Genomic DNA, 15,233 nt, shown 5'->3' on the forward strand with positions numbered 1-15,233 from the left:
ATGTCCCTCCCCTGGCTGCGGACCCGCTCGATACGCGCGCGCCTCACCCTCCTCGCGGTGGCCATCGCGCTGCTGATCCTCATCCCGGTCGGCGTCGGCGGCAACCTGATCACCCGCAGGCTGGTGATCGACCACATCTTCGAGACGAGCCAGAACGTCGCCTCGCAACTCGCGACCGAGATCCGCACGGGCACCGTGCCCTCCCCCATCCCGATCCGCGACGGGATCACCTACGTCCAGATCGTCGCCCCCGGCGGCCGGGTGATCGAGTCGAGCAACCCGGCCCGCGACCTGCCCCCGGTCACGGCCGTCTGGCCGGCCCCCGACAACCGGATCATCCGCTTCACCTCCTGCGTGCTGCCCGACAAGAACTGCGTCTACGGTGTCGGGATCAGAGCCACCGCCGACTCCAACAGCGAGGTCGTGTACGCCGCCCGCGAGGCCCCCAGCTTCCTCACCACCCGCAGCCTGGCCCTGGCGATCGCGGTGCAGGTGGCGCTGCTGACGGCGCTGATCGCCTGGCTGGCCTGGCGGATCACCGGCCGCGCCCTCCACCCGGTCGAGGACATCACCAACGAGCTGGCCGAGATCACCGTCCGCGACCTGACCCGGCGGGTGCCGGTCCCGCCCGGCGACGACGAGATCGCCCGGCTGGCGCGGACCGCCAACGCCACCCTGGGCCGCATGCAGCGGGCGGTGGAGCAGCAGCGCCAGTTCGCCGCCGACGCCTCCCACGAGCTGCGCACCCCCATCGCCGGCATCCGGGCCCAGCTGGAGAGCGGCCGGCTCCACGCCGAGGACATGCCGGAGGCGATCGAGGCGGCGCTGCGCGACACCGACCGGCTGGAGGCGATCTGCACCGACCTGCTGTTCCTGGCCCGGGTGGGCTCGGCCGAGGCCAACGTCAAGGAGCGGGTCGACCTGGCCGGGCTGGTCGGCGCCCGGATCAAGCCCAGTTCCGAGCGAATGCCGCGCAAACTGCGGCTGGAGCCCGGCGTGGTCGTCGAGGCGATCGAGCCGCAGCTCGCGCGGGCCTTCGGCGAACTGCTCGACAACGCCGACCGGCACGCCGCCAGCGAGGTCACCGTCAGCCTGTCCACCGACGGCGACCAGGCCGTGCTGACGGTGCAGAACGACGGCGAGGGCATCGCCGAGGCCGACCGCGAGCGCATCTTCGAGCGGTTCACCCGGCTCGACACGGCCCGCAGCCGGATGCGCGGCGGCACCGGCCTCGGCCTGGCCATCGCCCGCGAGGTGGTGGAGGCCCACCACGGCACGGTGAAGGTGGAGCCGGTGCCCAACGGCGTCAGCTTCGTGATGCGGCTGCCTCTCGCCGGTCCGCCACCGCCTGACGACCGATGAGGTCGTCCGGCGGGGCGTCGGGCACGTCGGCGTCGAACCGGGCCAGCCGCGGCACCCGGAGCGCCACGAGGGCGATCAGGGCGATGGCGGCGGCGAAGACGACGTACAGGAGCCCGATGCCGGCGCCCTTCGGGCCGTCGACGAGGTTCTCCATGAGCTCCGAGCCGAACGGCGCGACCACGCCGAAGGCCAGCGGCAGGGTCGACCAGGCGATCAGGGTGTTCAGCGCGATGACCCGGCCGTGGAACCGCTGCGGCACCTTGACCTGGACGATCGTGGCGTAGATGCCGTTGACGACGGTCAGCGCGAGCGACATGCCGAACGCGCCGGCCGCGATCACGACGAGGTTCTGCTGGAGCCCGGTGACGGCGCAGAAGACCGCGAGACCGAGGGTGGCCAGCAGCATGCCGCGCATGCGGCGGCGGCGCGGGCCGCCCCACAACGCCACCGCGAGCCCGCCGAGCAGCACGCCGACGCCGCCGGCGACCGACACCCGGGCGACGTCGTCGAGGTCGTTGCCGCCGAAGGCCAGCACGAGCGGGCTGAGCAGCAGGAACAGCGGCGACAGGAAGACGTTCAGGCCGGCGAAGAACAGCAGCATGGCGCGGAAGCTCCGGTTGAACCAGGTGTAGCGGAAGCCGCCGACCATCTCGGCCCAGATGGTCTCGCGGCGGCGCAGCCCCATCGTGCGGGGGAACTTCACCAGCAGCACCGAGACGATCGCGAAGGTGTAGCTGGCCACGTCGATGACGAGGATGCCTTCGAGGCCGATGGTGGCCATCAGGCCGGCGGCGATCAGCGGCACGATGAGCTGGGCCGAGCCGGTGACCATCTGGACGACGCCGTTGGCGTGCCCGAGCAGCCGTTTGGGCACGAGCTGCGGGATCGACGCGCCGTAGGCGAGCCGCTGGAAGGTCAGCGCGACCGACAGGACGGCCAGCAGCGGGTAGACGGCCCAGATGTGCAGGTTCCCGGTCCACAACAACAGGCCGAGCGCGAGCTGGGTCGACCAGGCGCCGACGTCTCCGGCGAGCATGACCTTGCGGCGGTCGTACCGGTCGACGATCACGCCCGCGAGCGGGGCGACCAGCATGCCGGGCAGCAGCCCGATGACGGAGAACAACGCGAAGCTGACCAGTGAGCCCGTGGTGACGTAGATCCACAGCGGCACGGCGAACTCGGTCAGGGCCGAGCCGATGATCGAGACGAGCTGCCCGGCGGCGACCGCGCCGAACCGTTTCATGCTCGGCTTCGGGCCCTCGTCGACGACGGGTTCGTCGGAGGTCGCCTGGGTCCACCAGGTGCGTTCGGGGGTGCGGGGCACCTTCTCGCGGGTGGTGACGATCTCGGCGAGCTCCTCGGCGCGGTGCTTGAGGAAGAAGTGCCCCGCCTCGTCGAGCACGACGCACGAGCTGGCCGGGGCCAGCCGGAGCCACTCGCGGAAACGTTCCTGGTAGAACTCCGTGGCCGGGTCGCGTTCGCCGACGACGGCGGTGATCGGCGCGTTGATCACCGGTCCGCCGGTCTCCGACCAGAGCCGGGTGAAGTAGGCCTCGGCCTCGCGGGTGCCCTCGCGGCGGTTCTTGATGATGGCCTTGAGCTGGTCGTCGTCGAGCTCCTCGACGTCGAGGCCGGCGGCGATGAGGCCGTTGGCCCACATCCGGTCCGACCGCAGCTTCTCGGCCGCGGTGCGGACCCTGCCGGCCAGGGAGCTCGGGCGGGAGAAGGGGAAGACGCCGCCGAGGTGCAGCACCTCGACCTCGCGTCCGGCGGCCTCCAGGCGGCGGGTGATCTCGACCGCGAGCATGACGCCGAGGCCGCAGTGGCCGTAGAGGGCGATCGGCCCGGGGATCCGGTCGAGGATCTCCCGCGCGCACTCGTCGGCGACCTCGGGGATCGGCCGCGCCTCCTCGTCGAGGCCCCACTCCTGGCCGGGCACGGCCACGGAGTAGAGGGCGACGTGGTCGGGCAGGGCGTCGGCGAGGGGCTGGTAGATCGCGGCGCTGCCGCCGCCGTAGGGGACGCAGACGAGGTTCGTGGTGGTGCGCCGGGGCGGGGTGAGGCGGTGCAGGAGGCGGCGCGGGCCCTCGTCCCCGCGGGAGGCGAGGGCGCGGACGGTGCGGTGCTTGAAGATGTCCATGATCGTCACCGGGCGTTCGGTGACGCGGCGGAGCTTGGCCACGACCTGGGCGGCCAGCAGCGAATGGCCGCCGAGGGCGAAGAAGTCGTCTTCGGCGCCGATCTGGTCGACGTTCAGGACGGCGGCCCAGACGTCGGCGATGGCCTGTTCGAGCGGGGTCGCCGGGGGGACGTAGGCCGATTCGGCCTGGCGGTCGGTGCCGGGGTCGGGCAGGGCGGCGCGGTCGACCTTGCCGTGCGACTTCAGCGGGAGGGCGTCGAGCCAGACGTACCGCGACGGGATCATGTAGTCGGGCAGCAGGTCGGTCAGTTCGGCGCGCAGGTCGCGCGGCTCGCCGACCAGGTAGGCGACGAGGCGGTCGTCGCGCAGCTCGACCACGGCCTGGCCTACTCCCTCGCGGTCGGCCAGGACGACCTCGATCTCGGCGAGCTCGACCCGGTAGCCGCGGACCTTCACCTGGAGGTCGCGGCGGCCGAGGAACTGGAGTTCGCCGGAGGGCAGCCAGCGGCCGAGGTCGCCGGTGCGGTACATGCGGGCGCCCGGCTCGCCGAACGGGTCGGGCACGAACTTCTCGGCGGTCAGCGCGGGCCGGCCGAGGTAGCCGCGCGCCAGCCGGTCGCCGCCGAGGTGGACCTCGCCCGGCACGCCGACCGGGCAGGGGTTCCCCGCGGGGTCGAGGACGTAGACGCGGGCGCCGGGCAGCGGGCGGCCGATCGGCAGCAGGCCCTTCTCGCCCTCCTCGACGTCGTGGGTGGTGACGCCGACGGTGGCCTCGGTGGGGCCGTAGTGGTTGACCACCCGCAGGCCCGGCCGCCGCAGCCCGGCCGCCCACTCCGCCGGAGAGGCCTCGCCGCCGAGAAGCAGCAGTTCCTTCGGCAGGACGTCGGCCTCGGGCAGCAGCGACGCCAGGTGCGACGGGGTGATCTTCAGGTGGTCGGTGTCCCGGAGGGTCACCGCGAGCTCCTCGGCCGGGAGGCGCGGATTGAGCAGCGTCAGCGTGCCGCCCGTCATCAGCGACAGGTAGAAGACGGTGATGCCGAAGTCGAAGCTCAGCGACTGGAGGAGGGCGTAGGAGCCCTCGGGCCGGGGGTTCAGGCGCTCGCGGACGCCCGACAGGTAGGTGAGGATCTGCCGGTGCTGGACGGCCACGCCCTTGGGCCGGCCGGTGGTGCCGGAGGTGTAGATGACGTAGGCGAGGTCGGTGTCGGAGATGTCCGGCAGCGGAGAGACGCCGCTCTCGTCGGGGGTCACCGTGTGCGTGACGCCGGGCAGGCCGCGCCGGGTGACGGCGATCTCGATGCCCGCGTCGTCCACGAGATAGGCCAGGCGGTCGTCGGGTTGCGCCGGGTCAAGCGGCACATAGGCGGCGCCCGCCTTCAGCACGCCGAGGATGGCGACCGCGATCTCGGCCGACTGCTCCAGGCAGACGGCGATCCGGGAGTCACGCCCGGCGCCGAGGTCGCGTAATCGGGCGGCCAGCGCGTCGGAACGGTCCGCCAGGTCGCCGTAGGTCAGGTCGACGCCGTCGCAGCGCACGGCCACGCGGCCGGCCGGGCCGCGCACCACCTCGTGGAGGAGCGTTCCGGCCGGCTCGGCCGGGCCGCCGCCGGAGAAGGCGAGCACGTCCCCGGCGGGGAGGACGTAGGACGAGATCGGCCGGCCGGGGTCGGCGACGACCTGGCCCAGCAGGTCGGCGAACTGCCCGGCGAAGCGCTCGACCGTCGCCCGGTCGAACAGGTCGGTGTTGTACGCGAACTGGGCCCAGTAGCCGCCGGGGCGCTCGTAGAGGTAGAGCGACAGGTCGAAGCGGCTCACCCCGGCCTCGGCCCGGAACGGGGTGAGGGTCAGGCCGTGGCCGTCGAGGCCCTGGCGCCAGTTCTGCAGCGCCATCGTCACCTGGGCGATCGGCGAGCGGGAGACGTCGCGCTCGACCTCCAGCTCCTGGACCAGCCGGTCGAACGGGAGCTCCTGGTGGGCGTAGGCGTCGAGGGCGCGGTCGCGGACCCGGGCGACGAGCTCGGTGAAGGTCGGGTCGCCGGTCAGGTCGGCGCGCATGGCCAGGGTGTTGACGAACATCCCGGCGACGTCGTCGAGTTCGGGCACGCTCCGGCCCGCGCTCGGGGAGGCGACGGCGAAGTCGTCCTGGCCCGAGTAGCGGCCCAGCAGCACCTGGAAGGTCGCCAGCAGGACCATGTACGGCGTCACGGCGCCGTCGCGGGCGATGGCGACGTCCACCGGGATCTCGTGCACCGCCCCCGCGTGGCCCATCTCGGGCGGGCGCGGCCGGTCCGTGGGCAGGTCGAGCACCGGGACGCCGCTCAGCCGCTCGCGCCAGTGGGCGATGTCGCGGGTGTGGTCGCGGTCGCGCTGCCAGACGGCGTAGTCGGCGTAGGCCACCTTCGGGGGCGGCTTGGGCGTCTCGCCCCGGGCCAGCGCGAGCAGCTCCGACAACACGATGTCGTGTGACCAGCCGTCGGTGACCAGGTGGTGGGCCGACAGCAGCAGGACCCGGTCGTCCGGCGCGAGCCGGACCACCAGGGCGCGCAGCAGCGGGCCGTGCTCCAGGTCGAACGGGCGCCGCAGCGCGGTCTCGACGATCTCCCTGGCCTGCTCCTCGGTCGCCGCCTCGGCCAGCCGGAACTCGGCCCCCGCCTCGGGCCGCAGGGTGACCACCGGGACGCCCTCGTCGTCGGCGGCGAAGCGGGTGCGGAACACCTCGTGCCGGGCCGCGACCTGGTGGAAGGCCGCTTCGAGCACGGCGTCGTCGAGGTCGCCCTGGAGGCGGACGGTCAGCGGGACGGTGTACGTCGTGGTGCCCGGCCGGTACTGCTCCAGGAACCACAGTCGCTCCTGGGCCGGGGAGAGCACGAGGGGCGCGGCCGGGTCGCGCGGGGGTATCGCCCGGGTCTCCTCCCGGCGTCGTAACCGCTGGGCGAGGAGGGCCTTCTTGTCGGCCGACAGTGTGCTCACGGAACGTCTCTTCCGACGACGGTTTGTCAATTTCCCTTACTGTAAATAGTCTTTACAGTTAAGCGGAGATCGCCAGTCTCGCACGGCCGCCACGTGCACACAATGACCGGGAGGAGGGCTTGTCGGCCCCTCCGTCCGCATGGTTCACTGACGGCGATCTCGCTAACTGTAAGCAAACTTTCCAGTTTTAGTTTGGCGGTTTCCCCCTTGGCTCGCGCCCTCTCCCCGGCCCAGGAACGCCTGTGGTTCCTGCACCAGCTCGACCCCGCAGACCCGTCGTACACGACCTGCCACGCCTACCGGTTGCGCGGCCCCCTCGACGTCCCGAGGCTGGCCCTGGCGTTCGAGACCGCGGCCACCCGGCAGGAGAACCTGCGCACCCGCTTCCCCACCGCGGCGGCCGAGGTGCTGCCCCCGGGCCCCGTGCCGATCGCCCAGGTCAGGGCGGCCGACGCGGAAGAGGCGCGGGAGCTGGTCCGTGAGCTGGCCAACACGCCGATGGACCTGTCGCAACCCCCGATCAGGGTCGTGCTGATCGAGCTCGCCCCCGACGACCACGTGCTGGCCATCGCGCTGCACCACATCATCGCCGACGGCCTGTCGGTGGCGGTGCTGGCCCGCGAACTGGCCGACGCGTACGGCGGAACTGGAGCGCTCCCACCGCTGAAACCGCAGGTCCACGCCCCCGAAGAGGTCCACACGAGCTGGTGGGTGGAGCGGCTCCAGGGGGTGCCGGTGCTCGACCTGCCGACCGACCTGCCGCGCCCGGCGCGGCGCGGCGGCGCGGGCGCCGAGGTGATCGTGGAGATCGACGCGGCGACCGCCGCGCGGGCCGCCGAGACGGCGCGGGCCATGCGGGCCACGCCGTTCATGCTCTACCTGACCGCGTTCGCGGTGTTCCTGGCGCGGCACTCGGGCCAGGACGACTTCTGCGTCGGCACCCCGGTCTCGCGCCGCAACGACGTCGGCCTCGAACAGGTCATCGGCCACCTGACCAGCATGCTCCCGCTCCGATTAGCCCCGGCCGGCACGTTCGCCGAGGCCGTCAAGGCGACCCGGCGGACGCTGATCGAGGCCATGTCCCACGCCGACGTGCCGCTGGAGCGCGTCATCGCCGAGCTCGGCCTGCCCCGCGACCTGAGCCGCACGCCGGTCTACCAGACCATGTTCGCCCTGCACAGCTACACCGCCGACACGGTGCCGAGCCCGCTCCCCGGCCTCGACGCCGAGTCGTTCCCGAGCGGCTGGACCGGCGCCCGCTGCGACCTCTCGCTCGACCTGTGGCCCAACTCCGACGGCACCACGACGGGCTCGCTGATCTACTCCACCGAGTTGTTCACCGAGGCCACGGCCCGGCGGATGGGCGCCCGGTTCGCCACCCTGCTGACCGCCCTCCTCGACGACCCCGACCGGCCGCTCGACACCGTGAACCTGCTGCCCGACGACGAGCGGGCCTGGCTGACCGACCGGGGCCGGGGCGCCCCCGGCCACGACGTCGCCACCTGGACCTCGCTGTTCGTCGAGCAGGCCCGGCGCACCCCCGGCGCGCTCGCCGTCGACGACGTCACCTACGGCGAACTGCTCCGCTGGGCGACCTCCGTCGCCGCCTCGCTGCCGCCGTCGCGGCTGGTCGCGATCAGGACCTCGCGGGGCGTGCGGACGATCGTCGCGATGCTCGCGGCCCACTTCGCGGGGGCGGCCTATCTGCCGGTCGACCCGGCCTATCCCCAGGCGCGCGTTGAATACATTCTGAAAGATTCAGGCGCGGAGGTCGTGCTGCGCGACGAGGACCTCGTCGTCCCGGCGGCCGATTTCACTCCGACCTCCTCTGACGCGCCCGCTTACATTCTCTACACCTCCGGGTCAACAGGACGGCCGAAGGGCGTCGTCGTCCCGCACCCCGCGCTGGCGAACCTGCTGCTCGGCATGCGGGACATCGTCGGGTCGACGCCCGCCGACGTGTGGCTGGCGCTCACCAGCACCGCGTTCGACATCTCGGCCGTCGAGCTGTTCCTGCCGCTGATCACGGGCGGGCGGGTGGTGTTCGCCGACGACGCCCGCGACGCCCAGGCCGTCGCCGGCCTGATCCGCGACCACGGGGTCACCCACGTGCAGGCGACGCCGTCGGGCTGGCGGGTGCTGCTCACCGCCGACTGGCCGCCGGTCACCGCGATCACCGCCGGGGAGCCCCTGCCGCCCAAGCTGGCCAGGGAGCTGACCGCCCGCACCCGCCGCCTGATCAACGGCTACGGGCCGACCGAGACCACCGTCTACTCGACCACCTGGGACGTCCCGCGCGACGCCGAGGCGATCGGCATCGGCCGGCCGACACCGGGCACGGTCGTCCGCGTCGTCGCCCCGAACGGCGACCTGGCCCCCATCGGGGTGCCCGGTGAGCTGCGCATCGGCGGGCTCGGGGTGGCCCGGGGCTACCACGACCGGCCGGAGCTGACCGCCGAGCGGTTCACCGCCGACGGGTTCTACCGGACCGGCGACCTGGTCAGGATGCTCGGCGACGGAACCCTGGAGTTCCTCGGGCGGACCGACAACCAGGTCAAGCTCCGGGGGCACCGGATCGAGCTCGGCGAGATCGAGACCGTGCTGGAGTCGATCGACGGGGTGGGCCAGGCGGTGTGCGCCGTTCAGGACGACACGATCGTCGCGTTCGTCACCGGCGACGCCGCCGCCGTCCCCGGCGAGACGCGGCAGGTGCTGCCCGCCTACATGGTGCCGAGCCGGGTCGTCGTGCTGGACACGCTGCCGCTGACCCCCAACGGGAAGGTCGACCGGAAGGCGCTGCCGAGGGCCGAGGCGGCCCCCGCGCCGGCGCGCATGCTGAAGACGCGGACCGAGCGGCTGGTCGCCAAGGTGTTCGCCGACGTGCTGAAGACCACGATGCCGGGCGGCGAGGACGACTTCTTCGCCCTGGGCGGGCACTCGCTGCTGGCCACCCGGGTGATCGCGCGCCTGCCGGTCAGGCTCCCGGTGAGCACGGTGTTCCTGCACCCGACGGTCGCCGGGCTGGCCGCCCAGATCGACGCGGCCCGCCCGCCGGTCGACCACGTGCCCCGGCCGCGCCCGGCCGGGACGGTGCCGCCGCTGTCGGCCGGGCAGGAGCGGCTCTGGTTCCTCAACCGGCTCCACCCCGACACCGACGCCGGGTTCAACATGTGGATGGTCCGGCACCTGGCCGGCGACCTCGACCGCGCCCGGCTCCAGGACGCCGTGACCACGGTCGCCCGGCGGCACGAGATCCTCCGCACGAGCTTCCCGGCCGTCGACGGCGAGCCGGTCGTCGAGATCCTGGACACCACGCCGGTCATCGAGTGGATCGCCGCGGACGACGCCGCGCGACCGGTCGCCGACCGGGTCAACACCCCGTTCGACCTCACTGCCGGACCGGCGATCAGGGTCACCGTGGTCGAGGTGCCCGGCGGGCACGTGCTCTGCATCGTCGCCCACCACGTCACCGGCGACGGGGTGTCGCTGAACATCCTGCTCGACGAGCTCGCCGACGCCTACTCCGGCGTCGAACTGCCGCCGGTGCCGCTCCAGTTCGGCGACGTCGCGGTCTGGCAGCGCGCCCGCGACGCCGGTCCGGCGGTCGACTACTGGCGGCGGCAGCTCGCCGCGCCGACCCCGCTCGACCTGCACCCCGACCGGCCCCGCACCGGCAACGCCGGGCCGAGCGCCACGGTCACCTTCCGCGTCGGCCTCGCCGAGACCGAGCGGCTGGTCGCGCTGGCCCGCGACAACCGGGTGACGCTGTTCATGGCGCTGCTGGCCGCCTACCAGACCACGCTGGCACGGCACACCGGGCGGACCGACATCCTCGTCGGCACCTCCAACGCCGGGCGCGACACGGTCGCGCTCGAATCGGTGATCGGCTACCTGACCGACATCCTGGTGCTGCGCGGCGACCTGTCGGGCGACCCGCTGTTCACCGACCTGCTGCGGGCGACCCGCACCACCGTCCTGGACGCCTTCCAGCACCGCGGCGTGCCGTTCGAGAAGCTGGTCACGGAGCTCCGGCTGGAGCGCGACCTGACCCGGACGCCGGTCTTCCAGACGATGGCGATCCTGCACACCCACGAGACCGGCCGGGTGCCGCGCCCGTTCACCGGCCTGACCGTGACCGACCTGCCCGGCGGGCACGCCCAGGCCAAGTTCGACCTGCTGCTGGAGGCCTGGCAGGACGCCGAGGGCCTGCACGTCCAGCTCGAATACGACACCCTCCTCTACGACGCCGCCACGGCCGAGGGCCTGGCCGCCCGGCTGAGGACGCTGCTGCTCGGCGTCGCCGCCGACCCCGCCCGGCGCCTGTCGGAGCTGCCGCTGCTGACCCGCGCCGACCACGCCTTCCTCCACGAGGCCGGGCACGGCCCCGCCCTCACCGACCCCGAACGCGTCCCCGCGATGATCGCCCGGCAGATCGCCGAACGGCCCGGCGCGGTGGCCATCCGGACCGACGGGCGTACCGTCGCCTACGGGGAGCTGCCGATCGCCGTCCACGAGAACGGGCGCACCATCCGGGAGGTCGGGCTCGACCGGACCCCCGAGGGCATCGGGGCGCTCCTGGCGGCCTGGGCGTCGGGCGCCGCCTACCTGCCGGTCGACCCGGCGCTGCCCGAGGCGCGCAAGGCGTTCCTGCGCGCGGAGGCCGCCGGGGGGAGTCACGAGGACGCCGCCTACGTGCTGTTCACCTCGGGCTCCACCGGGACGCCCAAGGGCGTCGTGGTCGGGCACCGGGCGCTGGCCACACGCGTGGCGTGGATGCGGGAGGCGTACGGGCTCACGCCCGCCGACCACGTGGTGCAGTTCGCGGCCTACTCCTTCGACACCCACGCCGAGGAGATCTATCCGGCGCTGGCGGCCGGGGCCACCCTCGAACTGCTGCCCGGCGGGCCGCTGACGCTGCCGGCGTTCCTGGCCTCGCCGCGCGGGCGCGACGTGACGGTGCTCGACCTGCCGACGGCGTACTTCCACGAGCTGGTCACCCTCGACGTCGAGCTGCCTCCGGGGTTGCGGCTGGTCATCCTCGGCGGCGAGGAGCTGAGCGGGGCGGCCGTGGCCCGGTGGCGGGAGCGGTTCGGCGACTCGGTGCGCCTGGTGAACACCTACGGGCCGACCGAGGCCACGATCATCGCGACCGCGGGCGACGTGACCGGCGAGGAGGAGCGCCCGTCGATCGGGCGGCCCGTCGGGGGCGTGGTCGCGCTGGTGCTGGACGCCCACGGGCGTCCGGTGCCGCCGGGCATGCCCGGCGAGCTCTGCCTGGGCGGACCCGGTCTGGCCGACGGCTACCTCAACCGGCCCGCGCTCACCGCCGAGCGCTTCCGGCCCACCCTGCAGGGACGGCTCTACCTGACCGGCGACCGGGCCCGCTTCCTGGCCGACGGGCGGCTGGAGTTCCTCGGGCGGGTCGACGACCAGGTCAAGGTGCGCGGGCACCGGATCGAACCGGCCGAGGTGGAGCTGCGGCTCACCGCGCATCCGGCGGTCACCGGGGCCGTGGTGGTCGCCGACGCCGACCGGCTGGTCGCCTACGTCACCGGGACCCGGACCGACCTCGCCGAATGGGCGGGGGACGCGCTGCCGGCGTACATGGTCCCGTCGGTGTGGATGTGGCTGGACGCGCTGCCGCTGACCCCCCACGGGAAGGTCGACAAACGGGCGCTGCCCGCGCCCGACGCCGGCGCCTCGCTCGGGCACGTCGAACCGCGCGGCGACGCCGAGGCCCTCGTCGCCGAGGTGTACGACTCGGTCCTCGGCCTCACCGGGGTCGGCGCGCTGGACGACTTCTTCGCCATCGGCGGCCACTCGCTGCTGGCCGCCCGCGCGCTGGCCCGGATCAAGGCCATCACCGGGATCGAGGTGCCGATCAGGGTCATCTTCGACTGCCCCACCGTGGAGAAGCTGGCCGCGGTGCTGGAGGAGATGATCGTCGCCGAGCTCGACGAGCTCTCCGACGAGGAGGCCGCCGCGCTCGTCCACGGGACGCCGAAGTGACGGCGTTCTCCGGGTTGCCCGCCCGCGAGGGCCCGCTCACGATGGGCCAGGCCAACATGGTGCGCTGCGTGCGCACCGACCCGCCGGAGCACATGAACTACCGGGTGGTGCGCGACCTGCCACCCGGGGCCTCGGTGGAGGACGCGGTGCGCCGGCTCGTCGGCCGGCACGAGTCGCTGCGCACCACCTTCCACGGCGACGTGCAGCGGGTGCACGGCTCCGGCGTGATCGCGGTCGGCGCGGAGGCCGACCACACGGCGCGGTTCGACCTGGAGAACGAGTTGCCGCTGCGCGTGGGCGTGTCCGGCGGCCAGGTGACGCTGGTGACCACCCACAGCGCCGCCGACGCGGCCGGGCTCGCCGTGCTGCTGGCCGACTGGGACGACATCGTCGTCGGCAAGCCGCTCGACCCCGTCACCGCGCCGCAGCCCGTGGACGTCGCCCTGGCCGAGACCTCGCCGGCCGGCCGCAAGCGGGCGGAGGCGGCGCTGCGCTACTGGGACGGCGCGTTGTCGCGGGTGCCGCGCTCGACGCTGACCGTCTCGGTCGACGACACCGGGCACGAGTGGCGGCTGCCGCGCCTGCGGGTGCGGTCGGCCGGGGCGGCCCGCGCGCTGGCCCGCATCTCCGCCCGGACGGGCGTCAGCGGCTCGGCCGCCGTGCTCGCCGCCTACGCGGCGCTGGCCGGGTTACGGGGCGGGCTGCCACTCACGGCCGTGTTGTCGATCTCGGCCAACCGGTTCCGGCCCGACCTGCGCTCGTATGTCGGGCCGCTGGCCCAGGACGCCCTGGTCCCGGTGCCCGTGTCGGCCTCCTTCGAGGAGGTGCTCGCGGGGGTGCGGGGGGCGGCGCTGGGGGCGTACCAGAACAGCCGTTTCGACGCGGACGCGCTGATCAAGATCATGGAACGGGTGCAGCGGGACCGCGGCGTGTTCTTCGCCCGCGACCTGGTGTTCAACGACATGAGCGGCGCCGGCCGCACCGGGCGGCCCGCGACGACCGGCGACGAGGTCCGCGCGGTCTGGCTGCCGGAGGCGACCCTGCCGTGCCGGACGGCGTTGTGGGTGCACCGGCTGCACGGCGAACTCGATCTGACCCTGTGGGCCGACCCGCGCGTGCTGCCCCGGGAGGACACGCTTCTGCTGGGCGAGGGAATCGCGAAAACATTGATCGCGGCCGGGGACGGAAATGTCTGCGACATTTCCGAAATTTCAGGAATTCAACCGATTGGACGGGACGATTCCTGGGTGTTCGCCGACGGCCAATGGGTCTCATTGCCGGAAGTGACCAGGCTCGTGACCGACGCCTGCGGCATTCCGGCCTCGGTCGGAGAGGATCTGATCTGCCGCGTCGAAACACCGCTGACGCCGGCGGAATTGCACACCGAATGCCTCCGCCTGCTCCCCAGCCGAATGGCGGCGATCACCCCTCGCCACTATGTCGTGTCGGGAGCCGAGGGATCCGGCCGCTGAGAGCGCGACGATTCCCGAAACGAATGCACGGCGCCCGCGTGGCCAAGACGGTTCGGAAACCACCGGCGTCCTCGCGTCAGAAAGACGCGGCACCCGCGTGGCCAAGACGGTTCGGAAAGCCGCGGGCAGGGCTCGGCATCCCCGCGGGCCGGCCCTGCCCGCATGCGCGGGCACGTCTCCTCATCCCGTGCGGGTAAGCGCCCCCGCACCGGCGCGCGCGGGCACGTCGGGTGGCCACACGTCGTCGGGTGGCCGGCCGGGCGGAGCCGTAACGGAAAGGGATCGTGACCCCCGGCGGCGGGATCAGGCGTCCGGCAGCAGGGTGGGGAGGGCACGTTCGAGGGCGCGGGTCCAGTAGGGCCAGTCGTGTTTGCCGTCGCCGTAGAGGTCGGTTTCGACCGTCAGGCCGGCGAGTCTGGCGGCGCGGAGGAAACGCTGGTTCTGGCGGAGGATGGACTGTTCACCGAAGTCGGTGCCGCCGCCCTCGTCGAGTTCGCCCGGTTCGCCGTTGCCCGATGAGACGTAGAGGCGCAGGCCCGTCAACTGGGATGCGAGGTCGGCGGGGTTGTGGGCGCGCCAGTTGTCCTCGCGCGCGGGGAGGGGGCCCCACAACTTGTCGGGGTCGGCGCCGTTGTCCCTGAGGAAGGAGGAGAAGCCGGGCACGTCCATGCGGATGTCGAGCACGCCCGAGAACGACGCCACCGCCTCGAAGACCCCCGGGTTGCGCGCGGCGTAGCCGATCGCGCCGTGGCCGCCCATCGACAGGCCCGCGACGGCGCGGCGCTCCCCCACGCCATAGAGGACCTCGACGAGGGCGCGGACCTCCTTCATGTGGAAGGTCTCCCAGGCGGGGCCGTCGAGCCAGTCGGCGTACCAGCCGCCGGAGCCGCCCTCGGGGACGACCACGACCGCCTTCAGGTGCTCCGTCACCCTCGCCGCGTCGCCCTTGGTCAGCCACGTGTCGGGGGTCGGCTCGCAGCAGCCGTGCAGCAGGTAGAGGACCGGCCAGCCGGTCGAGCCCTTCGTCCAGCCCGCCGGTTTGAGCACCCGCACCTGCGCCTCGCGGCCGAGGGCGGCCGAGGCGATCGTCAGGGCGTCCTGGCGGTCGTCCACGGCGACGGTCTCGGTGACTCGGGGGGTGAGGGCGGTCGTCAACGGGGTCTGCCTTTCCTGAGTGGCGTCGGAGCATCCGGCGGCAAGGAGAACCAGAGGTAAACTCACCGCCAGCAAAATACGTCTCATATGTGACTTCTATCTAAATTTTGATCATTTGGGTAGGG

At 73.0% G+C, this 15,233-nt stretch carries 5 protein-coding genes; 3 read left to right on the plus strand and 2 right to left on the minus strand.

The window, feature by feature from the left end; genetic code table 11:
* Window positions 1–1,362, plus strand: coding sequence for a sensor histidine kinase (locus AW273_RS14580; protein WP_062348845.1), 1,362 nt, complete (start codon window positions 1–3; stop codon window positions 1,360–1,362).
* Here AW273_RS14580 and AW273_RS14585 read toward each other — a convergent pair.
* Window positions 1,307–6,472, minus strand: coding sequence for a non-ribosomal peptide synthetase/MFS transporter (locus AW273_RS14585; protein WP_062348846.1), 5,166 nt, complete (start codon window positions 6,470–6,472; stop codon window positions 1,307–1,309). The two genes, AW273_RS14580 and AW273_RS14585, sit on opposite strands and share 56 nt — an antisense overlap.
* A gap of 207 nt (window positions 6,473–6,679) precedes the next feature.
* On the opposite strand from AW273_RS14585, the gene AW273_RS14590 reads away from it, so the two are divergent.
* Both AW273_RS14590 and AW273_RS14595 read left to right on the plus strand, forming a co-directional pair.
* Window positions 6,680–12,481, plus strand: coding sequence for a non-ribosomal peptide synthetase (locus AW273_RS14590; protein WP_062348847.1), 5,802 nt, complete (start codon window positions 6,680–6,682; stop codon window positions 12,479–12,481).
* Window positions 12,478–13,953 carry a hypothetical protein gene (locus AW273_RS14595; protein ID WP_062348848.1) on the plus strand — a complete coding sequence of 492 codons (1,476 nt, stop codon included), beginning with the start codon at window positions 12,478–12,480 and terminating at the stop codon, window positions 13,951–13,953. The genes AW273_RS14590 and AW273_RS14595 overlap by 4 nt, the downstream gene beginning before the upstream one ends.
* A 303-nt stretch (window positions 13,954–14,256) precedes the next feature.
* On the opposite strand, the gene AW273_RS14600 is transcribed toward AW273_RS14595, so the two are convergent.
* Window positions 14,257–15,108: an alpha/beta hydrolase gene (locus tag AW273_RS14600; protein WP_062348849.1), complete on the minus strand. Its 852-nt coding sequence runs from the start codon at window positions 15,106–15,108 to the stop codon at window positions 14,257–14,259.
* Window positions 15,109–15,233 lie beyond the last annotated feature (125 nt).

It is taken from the genome of Herbidospora yilanensis, assembly GCF_001570565.1.
Classification (GTDB): Bacteria; Actinomycetota; Actinomycetes; order Streptosporangiales; family Streptosporangiaceae; genus Herbidospora; species Herbidospora yilanensis.

Coding starts and splice junctions, on each gene's coding strand:
- AW273_RS14580 (WP_062348845.1), top strand. CDS start 1: ATGTCCCTCCCCTGGCTGCGGACCCGCTCGATACGCGCGCGCCTCACC.